Origin of the sequence: Microbispora sp. H13382 (assembly GCF_014161445.1) — a bacterium.
In the GTDB taxonomy this organism is placed as follows: Bacteria; Actinomycetota; Actinomycetes; order Streptosporangiales; family Streptosporangiaceae; genus Microbispora.
In genome coordinates this window covers 431,447-448,895 of the sequence record NZ_JABBXA010000001.1, presented here as the reverse complement: position 1 = coordinate 448,895, position 17,449 = coordinate 431,447, and the positions used below count along the sequence as shown (strand labels likewise).

The following is a 17,449-nucleotide window of genomic DNA, read 5'->3' as shown; positions in this document are numbered from 1 at the left end:
GCCGGCGGAGCCGGCGGGGCCTACTCCGCGGCCCTGTCCCGCTTGTTCAGCTTCGCCAGATAGTCGTTGTAGGCGTCCAGCTCCGAGTCCCCGGTGCCGCCGGACTTGGCCGCGACGGCGTCGGCGCGGCGGTCCGTCCGGCGCGCGACGCGCTCGTCGTCGCGCCACCACTGGTAGCCGAGCGCGAGCAGCACGATCAGGGTGGGGATCTCACCGAACGCCCAGGCGATCGCGCCGCCGGACTGCTGGTCCGTCAGCGAGGAGGCGCCCCAGGTGCGCCCGAGCTGGTCGTAGTAGGACGACGCGAGCACCGTGCCCATGCTCATCAGGGCGATTCCGAAGAACGCGTGGAACGGCATGGTCACCATGAGCAGCAGCAGCCGCCCGTAGTGGGGCAGCTTGTGCGGCGCGGGGTCCACCCCGATGATCACCCAGAAGAACAGGGAGCCGCTGAGCAGGAAGTGCACGGTCATCGCGATGTGACCGAGGTGCTCCTCCATCGCGGCGGCGAACAGCGGGGTGAAGTACAGGGCGAACGTCGACACCACGAAGATCGCGGTGGCGATCGCGGGATGGCTGACGAACTTCACGACCCTGCTGTGCAGGATCACCGTGATCCACTCGCGCGGTCCCCGGTCGCCCCGGCGGGCGGCGGGCTTGAGCGCGCGCAGCGCCAGCGTCACCGGCGCGCCGAGCACCAGGAAGATCGGGACCAGCATCGACAGGACCATGTGCTCGGTCATGTGCACGCTGAACAGCACCGGCGCGTAGCGCGCCACACCGGTCTGCGTGCTGAGCACGAGGATGACCACGCCGAGATACCAGCTGACCGTGCGGCCCACGGGCCACCGGTCGCCCCGGCGGGCCAGCCGGACGACCCCCGCGCCGTACAGACCGGCCATGACGGCGGCGAGGACGGCGAAGAACAGGTCGAACCACCACAGCGTCACCAGGTTGCCGAGCGAGATCGGCGGTGGCACGAGGTAACCGAGCAGCTCGAACGCACGGTCGACCGGGGTGTCGACTGGCGGCGGGGCGGTCCGGGACAGCGCCACGGCGAGGCCGATCGTCGCCCCCATCAGCACTACCTCGCCGAGGGCGAGGCGGAGGAAGGCGTGCGGCTCCCCCGCCGACAGCCGCGGCAGCGTACGGCCGCGGTGGCGCCAGCCGAAGAACCCGAGCACGGCGAACGCGACGATCTTGGCCAGCAGGAGCAGGCCGTAGTTCGAGGTGAACAGCTCGCCGACCGAGGTGAGGCGCGAGGCGGCGGCGGCGAGCCCGGAGACGCCGACCCCGGCGAAGCACCACAGAGCCATGTGGGAGAAGCGCGCGGCGGCGACGTCCAGGAGCGGCTGCCGGCGCAGCGCGTGGATGCAGACCACCCCGAGACCGCCCACCCACAGCGCCAGGAAGAGCAGGTGCATCGCCACCGAAGTGGTGGCCAGCCCGTGGTTGGGCGAGGAGGAGGAGTGCCCGGTGAGCGCGGGCGGCAGCAGCGTCGCCAGCGCGAAGACCAGCAGGCCCGCGGCGGCGCCGGCGGTGATCGCGCCGCGGGCGAACAACGCGATGGCGACGGCGAACAACACGACCAGGGTCAGCGCGATGCCCTGCGGCACCTGGCTGGCGTAGCTGGTGAGCTCGTTCCCGGCGAGGACCTCCCCCACCGGCATGCCGAGCGTCTCCGACAGGCTGAAGACCAGCGCCACCGCCGCGGCCACCGCCCAGGCCAGCGCGGACCACGACGCGCCTTTGACGTAGCTCAGCGCGGACTTGCCGAGCAGGCCCTTGTCGCTGGGCAGGAACGCCGCGGCCGCGGCGAGCAGCCCGACGGTCAGCACGCCGGAGACGTCCATCGCGAGCTTGGACAGCGGCAGCATCCAGCGGGTGAGGGTACCCTCGTCGGGCAGGCCGGGGATGATCCGCGGCGTCGCGGCGCCGCCGAGCACCATGGCGATGACGAGTGCGCCCACGGCCGCGCAGAGCGCGGCGGCGGTCAGGCGCACCGCCCTGCTCACGGCTTCTTCCGCAGGCTCAGGAACATCCCTATGCCGACGCCGGCGATCCCGAAGATCACCGCCCAGATCCAGCCGGGCACACCCGTCCGCCCGGCGCTTTCGGCCTCGGTGGCCTGCGCCGTCGCGGCCGTGGAGGGCGCCGCCGCGGAGGCGGGCTCCCCGGGAGCGGCGGCCGAGGTCGCCGTGCCGAGCGACTGGTCGCCGATCACGGTGAACGGGATCTCGCCCTCCAGCGGGTGGCCGTCGGGCGAGACCACCCGCCACGCGATCGTGTAGCGGCCAGGGGGCACGGGCTCGGTCACCGCCTGGGCGACCTTGGGCCCGTCCACGGCCGGCGCGCCTTGCTCGTAGCGCTTGCCGTCCTCGCCGCGGACGACCACGACCGGGAACTGAACGGAGTCCGCGAATTCGAGCGTGACCTTCTGCAAGGTCTTGACCTGGGCGTTCTTCTGCGGGTCGCTACTCTTGAGCGAGGTGTGCGCCTGAGCCGGCAGGACCGGCGCGGCACACAGCAGAAGAGCCGCCAGGAGCGCGGCGAAGGCGGCGAGGAAGGGTCTCTTCATGACACCCCCAGGCTACCGACGCGGGGCTCCGGTCCGTACCCCAGACCTCCGGTACAGCACGATCACGGACCGAGGGGAACCCCGGCGGCCGTGGGGCTCGGGAGAACGCCGGTCTTCCGCGAGCCCGCGGGGAGGCGGCCCGGCCGCGCCTCCCCCGGCTCCGGTACGAGCGGGCGCGATCGCGCCTACAGCCCGGCGCAGGCGAGGGCGCGCTGATAGGCGGCCACGCTCTGCGAGTCGTCGCCGATGCGCCGCCGCATCTCCGCCACGTTCATCCAGTCCTCGGCGGCCTTCAGGGTCTGCGGCGCATCCTCCAGCCAACCGGTGACCAGGTCGAGCGCCGCGGCGGCGTCCCCGTCCTGGTGGAGCAGGAAGTGCGCCTGGCCGAGCAGAAGGTTGGCGCCGGCCAGGAGGCCGCTCCTGGTGTGCTGCACGTGCGCCAGCGCGTCCCTGAGGTGGTCGACGGCCCCGTCCGGGCGGTCGAGGACGATCTCCGCCCAGGCGAGGACGCAGGCGGTCCGCGCCCGGTCGAAGGCGCTGGTGGCGGAGGCCTCGTGCTCCCGCTGTGCCCGCAGGAGCAGCTCCCGTGCCCGCTCCGCCTCCTCGGGACGCACCCGCAGCATCATGGAGGCGTAGGCTTGGCGCAGCCGGGCGAGGTTGCGGGGTTCGCCGTTCTCGGACTGGAAGGCGAGCGCTCGTTCGAGGAGCGTCATGCCCTCCTCGCCCCTGCCGATCTTCTCCAGCACCTGCGCCGCGTTCCAGGACGACGCCACCGTCGCCCGGGACGTGCCGAGGGTCTCGGCGGCCGCCAGCAGTTCGTTCGCGAAGTGGCCCGCGCGCAGCATGTCCCCGCGCACCATGTACGCCAGCAGGAGGGTGGCGCCGAGCTCGACCAGTTCGTCGGTCCAGCCGCTGCGCGCGAAGGCGGCGAGCGTCTGCTCACCCACGTGCACGGCGGCGGAGAAGTCACCTCGCTCACGGTGGCACCGGCACAGCGCCAACGCCACGGCGATCTTGCGCTCCTGCGGCATCGCCTCCGCCTCGGAGCCGTTGAGCTCGTTGAGGACCGAGATCGCCTCGCCGAGCTCGCCGCACGCCTCCAGGGCCAGGGCGTACCCGTAGCGGGCCTCCACCCGGAGCGCGGTGAGACCCAGCAGGTTGTTGTCCGCGAGCAGTTCGGCGTACCTGCGGCGGGCCTCGGCGACCTCGCCGTTCTCGAGCGCCATCCGCGCGAAGCTGAGACCGACCTCGAGGTCCTCCATCTGCTCGGCCGTCACGCCGTTGACGAGGTAGGTGAGCGAGCAGTCGAGCTTCTGCGCGAGCAGTTCGAGAACGGCCGGCGTCGGCGTCCTCTTGCCGCTCTCGATGAGTGATACGTAACTGTCGGAAAGTTCAGGATGCGCCAACTGCGCTTGCGAGAGCCCGCGCTGCCGCCGTATCGCCTTGATGCGCTGTCCGACCAGATCTTGCGCGGCCATTGGCAACTCCTGAAATATTGTAGGCCTGGCAGTCCGAGTTGATGGGAGATCCACCGTGCGCCGCCCAACCTCGTATCTACTTACCGCCCTGATTTTGGCCCTTGTGACCGTTGGTGGCAATGCTACGGCCAACAGCGCCGCCCCGTCTCCTCTGCAGCGATACGCGTTCGACAACGGCTGCTGCTGAACCACGTAGCTGCTGCTTGAGCGGGACGGGCCGTCCCCGGCGGACGACCCTGCCGCCGGGGAACTACTGTCCACCCGGCCGCCCGGCGGCGGACGATTGATCAGCGGGGAACCGAGCCGGCGTTCTTGACAGGCTCCGCTCACAGTCCGGGTCAGAATTTCCGACAAGGGCGGCCCCCGAAGTCGAATCCCGTAACGACATCGGCACCTTTCCTGTTTCGGAGGAAATTCGCTCAACGGCTGCGATTTCAAACATCCGATCCAGCCGGACGCCGACCAGAAGGAATCCGTTGACTTTTATCGGCCACCGTGATTCCCATGTGCGGCTGCCTTGTGAAAGCCGCGCAACGAGCGCGGATGTCCGCCGGGGACGCGCCCGGATCGCGCAGAGGGCGTGATGCCGCGGCGCGTGCCCGGCCTCTCCCGCGCCGGCCTTCACAAGAACAGTGGAGGCGGCCGCCGGCCCAATCTTCGACTGCGTTCGGCAGGCGGTCCGCGATCCCCGAGAAAGCATCCCTACACGTCAGCCCCTCACAGGGGCCGCCTGCGCGGAGCCCTCCGCCCGCGCTCGCGTCCGTACGACCGGCGGCGTCCGTCCCGCGACCGGCGGGCACGACGAACGACCGGCCGGTCCGGAACAGAGGCAGGTCAGCGCCGGATCCGGGCACCTGGGCGGCATTCGGCGCGGCGAATGCGATCTACGGCGGGACGGCGTTCGCCGGTGTCACTCGCCACGGCACCGGGCCTCCCCGCACCGCCACCTGTAAGCCTCCGGACATCCGGGCAGGTCAAAAGGATGCGACAGGCGGGCTTACCCGCGAGTAGGAAATTCCGGGCCAACTGGAACCCGCGGATTATCCGGCGCGTCTAGACAATATCTAGATGGGAGATGGCATATTTGATGCTCTGCCGGAACAGGCCCGACGGCGTGCCCGATGACCGGCGAACACGGGGATGCCATCGCGAAGCCGCCGTTTTGGGGGGAACCGCCGGGGTGCAGTTGCGACGAGTGCAGCGGCGACTCATGGCGTGTACCGGGCACGGGAGCGGCATTTCGCCCGATCGCGGTCATCCACAGGTTGCATCTACGCCGTTACCAGGTGGAGTTCATACGTATGGATAGCGCGAATGAGCGTAAAACGTCCGCGTACTCACCCTGCCGCCTGCGGATGCTCGGGCCCCTGGCCGCGTGGCGCGACGAACGGAGCGTCGGCCTCGGACCTCCTCTGCAGCGCGCGGCCCTGTGCGTGCTCGCCGCGCAGATGGGGCAGGTCGTGACCAAGGAGGCCCTGATCGGCGGGCTCTGGGGGGAGCGCCCGCCGAACACCGCCGAGCAGAGCGTCTACACCTATGTCGCCGGGCTGCGGCGGGTACTGGAGCCGAAGGGGGGCCGGCGAGGTTCCTACTCGGTCCTGCTGTCCCGGTCGGGCGGCTACGTCCTGGCCCGCGGGCCGGTCGAGGTGGACGTCGAGGACTTCGGGCGCCGTCTGGCCGAGGCCCGCCGGTTGGACGGCGCCGGCGACCTGCGCGGCTGCCTTCGCGCGCTGGACGCCGCCGTGGGGTGCTGGTCGGGCCCCGCCCTGTGCGGCGTACCGGGTCCGTTCGCCGAGGCGGAGCGGGCCCGCCTCGAGGAGTTGCGCCTGGCGGCGCGGGAGGATCGCGCCGACGCGCTGCTCCGCCTGAACCTGCACCAGGAGGCGGCGGCCGCCCTGACCGAACTGGTCGGCGAGGCTCCCCTTCGGGAGCGCGCCCGTGACCTGCTCATGCTCGCGCTCTACCGGTGCGGCAGGCAGGCGGACGCCCTGCACACGTACATGGACGTCAAGCGGCTCCTGGCGGAGCGGCTCGGGGTCGATCCCGGCGAGACGCTGCGGGAACGGTACGAGCTGATCCTGCGGGCCGATCCCTCGCTCAGGCAGGCGGGTCCCTCGCCCACGCCGGCGGGCGAGCGGGCGGCCGGCGCCGATGCCCCGCCCCCGCGCCCTCCGCGCCAATTGCCCCGCGCGGTGAACTGCTTCGTCGGCCGGCCGGAGGAGAGGGTGCGCCTGCGATCGCTGCTCGCCCCCTGGGACGGCGCGCCCCCGCAGGCGGTGGTCGCCGTCACCGGCGCCCCGGGAGCGGGAAAGTCCGCCCTGGCGGTCCACGCCGCGCACGCCGCCGTCGACGCGTTCCCGGACGGCCAGCTCTATGTGAATCTCCTGGGGTCGACTCCGGGTGTGGAGCGGCTCAAGCCGATCGACGTGCTCGGCAGGCTCCTGCGCGCCCTGGGACTGCCCGGCGAGGCCGTACCGTCCGATGTGGACGAGGCCGCCGCCATGCTGCGCGACCGGTTGGAGGGCCGCAGGACCCTCATCCTGCTCGACGACGCGGCGGGGCCCGAGCAGGTACGCGCTCTCCTGGGTCTACCGGCCGGCACCAGCGTGCTGATCACGAGCCGGGAGTCGTTCGCGGTGACCGACGACTGCGTCCAGCTCGTCCTCGGCAGCATGCTGCGGTCGGAGGCCGTCACCATGCTCGCGAAACTCGTGGGGGCCGAGCGGATCGCGGCCGACCCTGCTGCGGGCCGGCTGGCCGACCTGTGCGGCGGGCTGCCGCTGGCTCTCCGCCTGGCCGCCGCACGGCTCGTGGACCGGCCGGAGTGGACGCCCGCGGAGCTGGTCGACCGGCTTGAGGACCGGCGGCGGACACTGCACGAACTGGAGGCGGGCAAGATCGCCGTGCGCTCCAGCCTCGAACTCAGCTACGAGAGCCTCGCCCGCGGCAAGGCCGTCCTCGACCGGCTGGCGGCGCGGGTCCTGTGCCATCTCGGCCTTCTCCATGTGGCGGATGTGACGGCGCACGTCGTGGCCGCCCTCGTGGACGAGCCCGCCGACGCCGCGGAGCGCGCGCTCGACCGCCTGGTACGCGCGCACCTGCTGGAGGCCGCGGGCACCGGCCGGTTCCGCATGCACGACCTCGTGCGCCTCTACACGATCGAGCTGGCGGACACCCGCCTCGCGCCCGAGGCCCGCGCGGGCGCCCTCCTGCGAGCGCTTGGGTTCTACGGCGCGACGGCATGGCGGGCCAGCACCGTGCTGGATCCGCACCGCGTGCAGCTCCCCTGGCCCGCCGTGCCGCAGCGCCCACTCGCGCTCGCCTCTCCCGGCGAGGCAAGGAACTGGCTGGAGGATGAGCTGGCGAACGTCGTGGCGGCCGCGTCGCAGGCGCTGGTGAGCGAGGACGACGACATCGCGCGCAGGGGGGCTTACGTCGGGTTCGCCCTGTACTGGCAGCTGTCGAGGAGCGCGTACCGCCGAGAGCACCTCCACCTGAGCAGACAGGCGCTGGCTGTGGGCGAGCGAGTCGGCGACCTGGAGTTGATGTCCCTGGCGCACGGTCAGCTCGCCGCCGCCCTGCTTCACACCGGCCAGGCCTCCGACGCCATGCCGCACCAGTGGGCCGAGCTGGAACTGAGACGCATGCTGATGGACCGGTTCGGCGAGATGCGAGCGCTGGGCAACCTGGCTGTCACCTACCTGACTCTCAAGCAGTACGCGCAGGCACGCGAGTGCACCGAGACACAGCGGACGATCGCCAGGGAGATCGGCTCCGACGTCGGTGAGCGTCATTCGCTGCTGATCGGAGGAAGGGCCTGCGAGGAGCTGGGTGACCTGGCCGAGGCCATGAACCTGCTCGGCGAAGGGCTCGCGCTCGCCCACGCCGCAGGGGATCGCTACCAGGAGAGCGCGGCTCTGGTGATGCTCGCCAAGCTGCACCTGGACCGCGACGACGCGCTCAAGGCGAGGTCCCACCTGGAGCGCGGCCTGCGATGTGCGATCGAGATCGGCCATCGGGTAATCGAGTGCCGGTCCCTCACCCTGCTCGCCAGAGCACACCGCCGGCTCGGCGAACCGGAGCAGGCCCTGGCCTGCGCCCGGAAGGCGCTGCCGATCGCACAGTCATCCGGGGACGAGGAACTCCGTGAGGTGGAGGCCGAACTGTGGGCCATCCGTGCGGCCTTCCCCCGTTCGGACTCCGCTCAGCCCCCTCCGGCTCACCTCACGTCGATCCGCTGACGCCACGCCACGAAGGAGGGACGCTCATGGCGAGAGACGGATTCGGTGCGCGGCAGGCCGGTCTCCGCCTCCGGGTCCTCGGACCGGTGGTCGCGTGGCTGGACGACCGGCAGGTGAACCTGGGGCCGCCGTTGCAGCGGGCCGCCCTGTGCGTGCTCGCCGCCAGGGCCGGGCGGATCGTCCCGAAGGAACAGCTCATCGACGATCTGTGGGGCGGCGCCGCCCCGAAGACGGCCGAGCAGAGCGTCTACACCTACGTGGCCGGGCTGAGGAGGCTACTCGAACCGGACCAAGGCAGGCGTGGGCCGTTCAGGCTGCTCACCCACTCCGCGAGCGGCTACAGCCTGGCACGCTCCGCGTGCCGTACCGACGCCGAGGAGTTCGAGCAGCGCCTAGCGGAGGCTCGCCGCTACCAGGGCAAGGAGGACCTCGGCGATTGGCTGTGCGAACTGCAGGCCGCGCTGGGACTGTGGGCGGGCCCCGCCCTGGGCGGCCTTCCCGGCCCCTTCTGCGAGGCGGAGCGGGCCCGGCTGGAGGGCATGCGGCTGACGGCCCGGGAGGACCAGGCCGACGCGCTGCTGCGGCTGGGCCGGCGCCAGGAGTCGCTCGACGCGCTCGTCGGGCTGACCGCGGAGGCCCCGCTGCGGGAGCGGGCCCGGGAACTGCAGATGCTCGCGCTCTACCGCTGCGGACGGCAGGCGGAGTCGCTGGAGGTCTTCCACGACGCCAGGCGTCTGCTCGCCGAACGGCTCGGCGTCGATCCGGGCGAGTCCCTGCGGCGGGCGTACGAGCTGATTCTGCGCGCGGACCCCTCTCTCGATGCGTCGCCGTCCCCCACGCCTGTCGCCGCTCCCGCGGAGGTCGTCCGGCCGCGTCAGCTCCCGCGCGATCCGCAGGTCTTCGTGGGGCGGACGGACACGGTGGTGCGCCTGCGCGCGCTGCTCGCGCCCTGGGACGGAAGCGACCCGCAGGCGGTGGTGGCCGTCACCGGCACGGCGGGAGCGGGGAAGTCGACCCTCGCCGTACGCGCCGCGCACACGGTGAGCGATCACTATCCGGACGGCCAGCTGTACCTGAACATGCTCGGGGCGACGCCGGGAGTCGTACGGCTCAACCCCCTCGACCTGCTCGGGAGGCTGCTGCGGAGCCTCGGCGTGCACCCGGAGGCGGTCCCGTCCGACCCGGACGAGGCCGCGACCATGCTCAGGGACCGCCTGGTGGGCCGGCACACGCTGATCGTGCTGGACGACGCGTCCGGCCCGGAGCAGGTCCGCCCTCTGCTGGGCCTGCCGGCCGGGAACGCCCTGCTCGTCACGAGCCGGGAGTCGTTCGCTGTGGCCGACGACTGTGTGCAGCTCGTCCTCGGCAGGATGCAGAGGTCGGAGTCGGTCGCCATGCTGGCGAAACTGATCGGCGCCGAGCGGGTCGCCGCCGACCCTGCCGCCGCCACCGAGCTCGTGGACCTCTGCGGCGGGCTGCCCCTCGCCCTCCGCCTGGCGGCCGCGCGCCTGTCGGAGAGCCGCTACACGCCTGTGTCCCATCTCAACTCGCGGCTGCGGGACGAACGGCGGGCGCTGCACGAGCTGGAGTCGGGCGACCTCGCCGTGCGCGCCAGCCTCCAGCTCAGTCACGACGTGCTGGCGGGGAGCGGGCACGAGCTCGACCGGGCGGCGGCCGCGGCCCTGTGTCATCTGGGCGTCCTGCGCACACCGGACGCCACAGCCGAGGTCGTGGCGGCCCTTCTCGACACGCCGCGGGACGCGGCGGAGCGAGCCGTGTCCCGCCTGATGCGGGCGAATCTGGCCGAACCCGGTGAGCAGGGCCGGTTCCGCCTCCATGACCTGGTGCGGCTCTTCGCCATGGAACTTGCCGAGCGGCGCCTGAGCGAGCGTGACCGTGACGACGCGCTCGACCGCGTGCTCGGCCTGTACGGCACGACCGCGCGCCTCACGATGAAACTGATCGACCCTCATCGGGTGCACCCCCCGCACGAGTTCGCCGAGCGTGAGCCGTTCGCTCTGACCGACGGCGCGGACGCGTCCGCGTGGCTGGAGCGTGAACGCCCCAACATCCTCGCCGTGGCGGCCCAGGCGACGGCGTCGCGCGATCCCTCCCTCGCGCGCTCCGGCGCCCATCTCGGCTTCTCCTGTCAATGGCCCTTCACCTTCATCGGACACCGCAACGACATCCTGCCCCTCGGCCGTCAGGCACTCGAAGTAGGTGAGCGCCTCGCGGACCCGGAGATCTCGGCCCTCGCGCACGGATACATCGCCATGGGGCTGGGCCCGGCGGGACGCAACGAGGAGGCGCTCGTCCACCAGCGTGCCGAGGTGGACCTTCGCCGCACCGCCGGGGATTCCTTCGCGCGCATGAGGGCCCTGGGCAATCTCTGTGTGGTGCTCAACGCACTGCACCGGTACGAAGAAGCCCTGGCGTCGGCGTGGGAGCAGCTTCGCATCGCCAGGAAGATCGGGGCGGCGGTGGGCGAACGGCATGCTCTCACGGGCATCGGCACGGCGCAGCTCGGTCTCGGCCACGTGGCGGAGGCCAGAGCGACGTGGCGCGAGCTCGATGGCCTCGCGAAACAGGCAGGGGACCCCATGCACATGGGAGAGGCGCTGCTCGGCCTGGCCGAGGTGCACGAGAAGCAGAACGACCCCTGGTCCGCGGCGATCGTCTACCGGAAGGCTCTCACCCTGAGCAGGGAGAGACATCACCGCGTCATGGAGCTGCGGTGCCTGGCCCCCTTGGGGCGCGCCGAGCGGCTCAAGGGCGCCTTCGACAAGGCCCGCGAGTACCTGCTGGAGGCCCTCGCCGTGGCGGAGAAGTATGGCGCCGCCTACACGATGGGCTTCGCCCGCGAGGAGCTGGCCCTGCTCGACGGCGGGCACGCCGCCGCCGGAGACGGCTGACCGGGGCGGGAGTGGCTAGCCGGCGCGCAGGGCGAGGAACAGGTCGACCCGATCGGCCATGGACGACAGGTCCTTGCCCGTCAGCTCCTCCACGCGCCTGATCCGGTAGCGCACCGTGTTGACGTGGACGTGCAGCCGTTCCGCGCAGGCGTTCCACGAACCTGTGCAGTCGAGGAACGCGCCGAGCGTGCGCACCAGCTCGGCGCCGTGCCGCCGGTCGTAGTCGAACAGCGGTCCCAGCAGCCGCCCGGCGAACGAGGAGCGCACGTCGCCGGGCACGGTCGCCAGCAGCAGCGCGTGCGTGTAGATCTCGTCGCTGGTGACCACTCCCCCGCCGCGCGCCTCGGCCATCCGCAGGGCGTGGCCCGCCTCATCCACCCCGCCCCGGATGGCCTGCGGCCCGGTCAGCGCACCGCTCACCCCGGCCGACACCCGGATTCCCGGCAGCCCGCCGGCGAGCACCGCCGTACGGGCGCGCAGCAGCGCCGCGAGCGCGTCGCGGTCGCCCCAGAGGGTGTCGTCGCGCAGCGGGACCAGCGCCACCGACGCGTCGGCGCCCGCCGCGGCCACCACCCGGCGGTCCAGCAGTTCCTCCGTCACCTGCCCGCCCAGCAGGGCGGGGTCCGGGCCGTCCGTCGCCCCGCGCCTGCTCGCCGTGACGGTCACCACGGCGTACGGCTCGGCCGGGTCGATGCCGCAGGTCCGCAGCCGGGCCGACAGCTCGGCGAGGTCGCCGCCCGCGCAGGCCAGCGCGATGAGCTGCTCGGCCAGCCGGCGCTCCACCCGGCGGCCCTCCTCCGCCCGGGTCCGCTCCATGGCGACGCACGCCGCCAGCTCGTAGCCGATCTCCACGTCGATCTCGCCCCGGCAGATCAGGGCCCAGCCGGCGGCCCGGTGCGAGCGGTCCACGGCGAACACCGTGAACGGCCCGCCGCGGTTGACGACGACGGGCAGGCGGACGGCGGCCAGGTAGTCGCGCGCCAGCCGTACGGCCCGCTCCTCGGGCAGGGCGCCCGCGACGACGGTGCCGCAGGCGGAGACGACGGCGGCCGTGACGCCGAGCTCGGCCTCGACCAAGGCGAACAGCTCGCCGAGACCGGCCCCTTCGGCCACGGCCGCGACGATCCTGCGGTGCCGCCCGAGCGCGCCCCGCAGGTCACCCGCCTGGGCGGCGGCGACGCGCCTGCCGACGAGCTCGGTGACCGCCCCGAACGACACCTCGACGGGCACTGCGAACAGCGGCAGCCCGTGCGCGCGGCAGGCGTCCACCAGGTCGTCCGGCACCATGCCGAGCCGCGCGTCGCCGGCGCCGAGCGCGGCCACTCCGGCCTCGGCCAGGGCCTCCACGAACCGGGCGGAGTCGGCGGGCGACTGGCGCCACATCAGGCCGGTCAGCACCAGCTCGCCGCCCGACAGGTACCGCCGGGGATCGGGCAGGTCGGTGATCAGCACGCCCTTGATCTCGCGGTCCAGCCGCTCGTCGCCCGTGAGCAGGGCGAGCCGCAGTTCCGGGGCGGTGAGCAGATCTTGCAACAGCACGACAGAAGCGTATTTGGAGATATATACAAGCATCGACCCCGGCCGTCGCCGGGTTTCATCGCCGCGCCGATAGGCCCCGCCCGTGCCCGGTTGCTGTACTACGACGATGGAGCGGCGCGCGACGACTGAGACGGCGACGGGGATCGGGCGGCTTTCGGGCCTCGGCGAGAGCGTGCCGCGCCCCGACGGCACGCTGAAGGTGGCCGGGGAGTTCGCCTACTCCTCGGACCTGTGGCTGGAGGGCATGCTCTGGGGCGCGACGCTGCGCAGCCCGCACCCGTCGGCGGTGATCCGCTCGATCGACACCGGCCCCGCGCTCGCGATGCCCGGCGTCCTCGCCGTGCTGACCCACGAGGACGTGCCCGGCGAGAAGTTCTACGGGCTGGAGTTCCGCGACCAGCCGGTGCTCGCCGTCGACCAGGTCCGCTACCAGGGCGAGCCCGTGGCGATCGTGGCCGCCGACCATCCGGAGACCGCCCGCCGCGCCGCCGCCGCGATCGTCGTGGACTACGAGGAGCGCGAAGCGGTGACCGATCCCCACCGGGCCGCCTTCGACCCCTCCTGCCCCGCCGTCCATCCGGGAGGCAACCTCGTACGGCACCAGCCGGTCAGGGTGGGGGGCACCTTCGAGGCCGAGGTGGTCGTCACCGGCGAGTACGAGGTCGGCATGCAGGACCAGGCGTTCCTCGGGCCCGAGTCGGGCCTTGCCGTGCCCGCCGAGGACGGCGGCGTGGACCTGTTCGTCGCCACCCAGTGGCTGCACGTCGACCAGGACCAGGTGGCGCCGTGCCTGGGCCTGCCGAAGGACAAGGTGCGGCTGACTCTCGCCGGGGTCGGCGGCGCGTTCGGCGCCAGGGAGGATCTGTCGATGCAGGTCCACGCCTCGATGCTGGCGCTGCGGACGGGCCGCCCGGTCAAGATGGTGTACGGCCGGGAGGAGTCGTTCTTCGGCCACGTCCACCGGCATCCCGCCCGCATGCGCTACGAGCACGGCGCGACGGCCGACGGGCGGCTCGTCTACGTGAAGGCCGAGATCCTGCTCGACGGCGGCGCCTACTGCTCGACCACCCCCGCCGTGGTCGGCAACGCCGCCTCGCTGGGCGTCGGGCCGTACGAGGTGGGCAACGTGTGGATCGACGCGTACGGCGTCTACACGAACAACCCGCCCTGCGGGGCGATGCGCGGGTTCGGGGCGGTGCAGGCTTGCTACGCCTACGAGTCCCAGATGGACCGCCTGGCCGCGGCCTGCGGGCTGTCGCCGGTCGAGATCCGCGTCCGCAACGCGGTGTCGCAGGGGTCGCGCCTGGCCACCGGGCAGGTCGTCGACAGCCCGGCGCCGCTGGCGGACATGCTCGCGGAACTGGCCGCGATGCCCCTGCCCGCGGGCCCGCGCGGCGAGCCCGACCTGCGCCTCCTGCCGGGCGGCGTCGCGCAGACGACGCACGGCGAGGGCGTGCGGCGCGGCGTGGGCTACGGCGTCGGCATCAAGAACATCTGTTTCTCCGAGGGTTTCGACGACTACTCGACGGCACGGGTGCGCGTCGAGCTCGCCGGGGACGAGCCGCACGTGCTCGTGCACACCGCCGCCGCCGAGGTGGGCCAGGGGCTCGTCACCGTCCAGGCCCAGATCGCGCGTACGGAGCTCGGGATCGGCAGGGTCACGGTCGCCCCGGCCGACACCGCGGTCGGCTCCGCCGGGTCCTCCTCGGCATCCCGCCAGTCGTACGTCACCGGCGGGGCGGTCAAGACGGCGTGCGAGGCGGTGCGGGCGCGGCTCGACGCACTGCGGGCGGCCCATCCGGACCTGTCCCTGGAGGAGGTGCTGGAGCGGTTCGGGCCGGTCGAGGAGACACGGGAGTACCGTCACCGGCCCACGTTCCCGATGGACCCGGTCACGGGCCAGGGCGACTCCCACACGCAGCTCGCGCTGTGCGTGCACCGGGCGGTGGTCGACGTCGACGCCGAGCTGGGCCTGGTCAAGGTCGTCGAGCTGGCCGCCGTGCAGGACGTCGGGAAGATCCTCAACCCCCTGGCCCTGGAGGGGCAGATCCACGGCGGCTCCGCGCAGGGCCTGGGCCTGGCGCTGATGGAGGAGATCCAGGTCAGGGACGGGCGGGTGCTCAACCCCTCGTTCACCGACTATCTGATCCCCACCATCCTCGACATGCCGCCGATGCGCTTGTCGGTCCTGGAGAACCCCGACCCCCACGCGCCGTACGGCCTGCGGGGCGCGGGCGAGCCGCCCACGCTCTCGTCGACCCCCGCGGTGGCCGCGGCGGTCAGGGCCGCGACCGGGCTGGATCTCCCCCGTGTCCCGATCCGGCCCGAGGACATCGCGCTCGCGCCGACCGCCGCGGCCGGCGCTCAGTCGGCGACGTAGCCGATGGAGGTCACCTCGTAGCCGCGGCTCTTCGAGCCGCGTACGTGCATGAACATGGCGCCGCCCTCGTAGGAGTAGGCGCAGCTGTGGCCCTTGGGCTCCGAGCTGCAGCCCTGGAAGAAGTACTTCACGCCCTTCGGGTCGTACTTGGCCCGGAAGAGCGTCCTGACGGCCGTGGTCGAGGCGATCTCCAGGCCTCGGTTGGGGTCGTGCTTGCGCCAGGCGTCGAACAGGTACCCGGCGGCGGCTGACGGCTTCACGAGGTGGCGCGACTCGTACACCTTCGTGACCTTCGCGCCGGACACGATCATCAGGAGGCCGCCGAGCCCGCCCGGTACGCGCACGCTGGTGTGGACGAACCGGCAGGAGTTGCCCGAGCAGCCCGCGAACTCGTCCGGGGCCCGGTAGGGATAGGAGAAGAGCGTGGAGACCGCGCCGGCGGTGGCGACCCGGGAGGCCGCGTGGCGGTCGGCGCGCAGCCAGGCGCGGAACAACTGCTTGGCGACCGTCGCCGGTGCGGGCTCGGCCTGGGTGGGGGCCTGGGCGCCGTGCGCGAGCGCCGGGGCCGCGGCGAGCAGGGAGGCGGGGAGCAGGAACGCGGCGGTCACGGCCGTGGCGGCCGCGCCTCGCAACCATGGTGCTGACACACGCCGTACGTTAGAGGAATCTCCTTGCACCCGGATTGCCCCCTGCTTGCACGCGGGCTTCCACTCCGGCTTCCACGCCGGCTTCCGCTCCGGCTGGTCGCCCGAAGCGCCGCCCCCGGGGGAGCCGGTCCCCCAGGGGTGAACTCACTGGAACTGCTCGATGCTGGGCTGGCCCCCGCCCTGCTGCGTGCCACCGGGCTGCGTGCCATCCGGCTGCGTACCGCCCTGCTGCGTGCCACCGGGCTGCGTGCCGCCCTGCTGCGTGCCATCCGGCTGCGTGCCATCCGGCTGCGTGCCGCCCTGCTGCGTGCCATCCGGCTGGGTCCCGCCACCGGGCTGCGTACCGCCCTGCTGGGTGCCGTCCGGCTGTGTGCCACCCGGCTGCCCGGCGTCGGCGGCGGAGGGCGAGGCGGCCGGGTTCGGCTGCTGTCCCGCGGGGGCGGAGCCGGTCAGCAGCGCCATGATCGCGTCGGCCTGCGCCTTGTCGAAGCCCGAGATGCCGAGACTGTCCTGGGTGATCTCCTGGGCGACCCGCGGGGCGGCCACCACCTTCTCCCCCACCACGACGGCGAGTTGCTGCTTGACCGTCTCACGGGTGAGCGCGGCGATCTGCTCCTGGCTGGAGGGGGACAGCACGAGCCGGATCGAGTAGGTGCCGTCGTTCTCCGGCACCTCCTCGATCTTCTGCACGGTCGTGACCGTGACCCCCGGGTCGAGCTGGTAGCAGGAAGCGCCCTTGTCGTCCGGGATCGCGTCCGTCCCGGTGCACGGCGCCGGACCCACCCCGGTGACCGGAGCGAAGTGCACCGGCGTCAGCAGGGTGCGTACGGATGTCTGCTTGAGCGGCGGGGCGTCCGGGTTGCGGGTCATCATCACGGCGACGGCGCCGAGGGCGCCGGACATGACGACCACCAGCACGAGGGCGACGACGAGGGCGATCGTGGTCCCCCTGGCCGCCCTCGGCTCCGCAGGGCCGGGCGGGGCGGGAGGCACGTCAACCGCCCCGTCAACCGGCCCTTCCGTCCCGTCCACGGCCGGGGCGCCGGGCACTCCGGGCATGTCGGGCGCGACAGGCTCCACCGGCTCACCGGCCAGAGCGGGAGCGGGCGGGGCCCCGGGAACGCCATCGGGTCCGGGCAGGCCGAGCGGGTCGTCGAACCGGCCGGCGCCGTCAGGCTCACCCGGCACACCTCCGGCCCCGGGCAGCGGGTCACGAAGCGGGTCACGGAGCGGGTCATCGGGCACGCCGAGGGGATCGACCGGCTCGACGGGCACACCGCCCACGCCCAGGGGATCGACGGACTCATAAGGCACAAGAGGCACGCCGAGCGGGTCGTCGAACCGGCCGGCGCCACCAGGGTCACCCGGCACACCTCCGGCCCCGGGCAGCGGGTCACGGAGCGGGTCACCGGGCACGCGGACGGGCCCGGTCAGCGTGTCGTCCTGTCCCCCACCATCGGCGGCGGGCAGGACGGACGTCTCTCCCGTGGCCCCGGGGCCGCCGAACCAGTCGTACTCGCCGGGCGCGCCGCCGCGGGCCTCGGGGCCGACCGGCTTCGGCATGGGTGCCGTCTCGGCTCCCGATGTCAGGCCGCCGGGCCACGGGCCGGGCTCCTCGTTCCCCGGCACGGGCGCGTTGTGCATTCCCACCTCGATCCCTTACACCGCTCGCAG

At 72.8% G+C, this 17,449-nt stretch carries 9 protein-coding genes; 3 read left to right on the top strand and 6 right to left on the bottom strand.

Translation table 11 applies throughout. The annotated features are described in order from the left end of the window. Positions 1-20 precede the first annotated feature (20 nt). The 3 genes from HHX41_RS01925 to HHX41_RS01915 form a co-directional block, all read right to left on the bottom strand. Positions 21-2,015 carry a cytochrome c oxidase assembly protein gene (locus HHX41_RS01925; RefSeq protein ID WP_310741723.1) on the bottom strand — a complete coding sequence of 665 codons (1,995 nt, stop codon included), beginning with the start codon at positions 2,013-2,015 and terminating at the stop codon, positions 21-23. Beyond that, positions 2,012-2,578 (bottom strand): copper resistance CopC family protein, encoded by a 567-nt coding sequence (locus HHX41_RS01920; protein WP_182904559.1) that lies wholly within the window; start codon positions 2,576-2,578, stop codon positions 2,012-2,014. The genes HHX41_RS01925 and HHX41_RS01920 overlap by 4 nt, the downstream gene beginning before the upstream one ends. A 185-nt stretch (positions 2,579-2,763) precedes the next feature. Continuing rightward, on the bottom strand, positions 2,764-4,056 hold the full coding sequence (locus HHX41_RS01915) for a helix-turn-helix transcriptional regulator (RefSeq protein WP_182904558.1): 1,293 nt from the start codon (positions 4,054-4,056) through the stop codon (positions 2,764-2,766). Positions 4,057-5,357: 1,301 nt separating this feature from the next. Between HHX41_RS01915 and HHX41_RS01910 the strand changes: the two genes are divergently transcribed. Both HHX41_RS01910 and HHX41_RS01905 read left to right on the top strand, forming a co-directional pair. Continuing rightward, positions 5,358-8,297, top strand: a complete 2,940-nt coding sequence (locus HHX41_RS01910) for a BTAD domain-containing putative transcriptional regulator (RefSeq protein ID WP_182904557.1) — start codon at positions 5,358-5,360, stop codon at positions 8,295-8,297. Positions 8,298-8,323: 26 nt separating this feature from the next. Further along, on the top strand, positions 8,324-11,209 hold the full coding sequence (locus HHX41_RS01905; protein WP_182904556.1) for a BTAD domain-containing putative transcriptional regulator: 2,886 nt from the start codon (positions 8,324-8,326) through the stop codon (positions 11,207-11,209). Between the two features lie 15 nt (positions 11,210-11,224). On the opposite strand, the gene HHX41_RS01900 is transcribed toward HHX41_RS01905, so the two are convergent. Further along, the gene (locus HHX41_RS01900; RefSeq protein WP_182904555.1) at positions 11,225-12,748 is read right to left on the bottom strand and encodes a PucR family transcriptional regulator; all 1,524 of its coding nucleotides are present in this window, start codon (positions 12,746-12,748) and stop codon (positions 11,225-11,227) included. A gap of 106 nt (positions 12,749-12,854) precedes the next feature. Between HHX41_RS01900 and HHX41_RS01895 the strand changes: the two genes are divergently transcribed. Continuing rightward, the gene (locus tag HHX41_RS01895; RefSeq protein WP_182904554.1) at positions 12,855-15,128 is read left to right on the top strand and encodes a molybdopterin cofactor-binding domain-containing protein; all 2,274 of its coding nucleotides are present in this window, start codon (positions 12,855-12,857) and stop codon (positions 15,126-15,128) included. On the opposite strand, the gene HHX41_RS01890 is transcribed toward HHX41_RS01895, so the two are convergent. Together HHX41_RS01890 and HHX41_RS01885 are read right to left on the bottom strand one after the other, a co-directional pair. Next, the gene (locus HHX41_RS01890) at positions 15,113-15,775 is read right to left on the bottom strand and encodes a hypothetical protein (protein WP_182904553.1); all 663 of its coding nucleotides are present in this window, start codon (positions 15,773-15,775) and stop codon (positions 15,113-15,115) included. The genes HHX41_RS01895 and HHX41_RS01890 overlap by 16 nt on opposite strands. A 144-nt stretch (positions 15,776-15,919) precedes the next feature. After that, positions 15,920-17,419, bottom strand: a complete 1,500-nt coding sequence (locus HHX41_RS01885; protein ID WP_396793968.1) for a SecDF P1 head subdomain-containing protein — start codon at positions 17,417-17,419, stop codon at positions 15,920-15,922. Positions 17,420-17,449 lie beyond the last annotated feature (30 nt).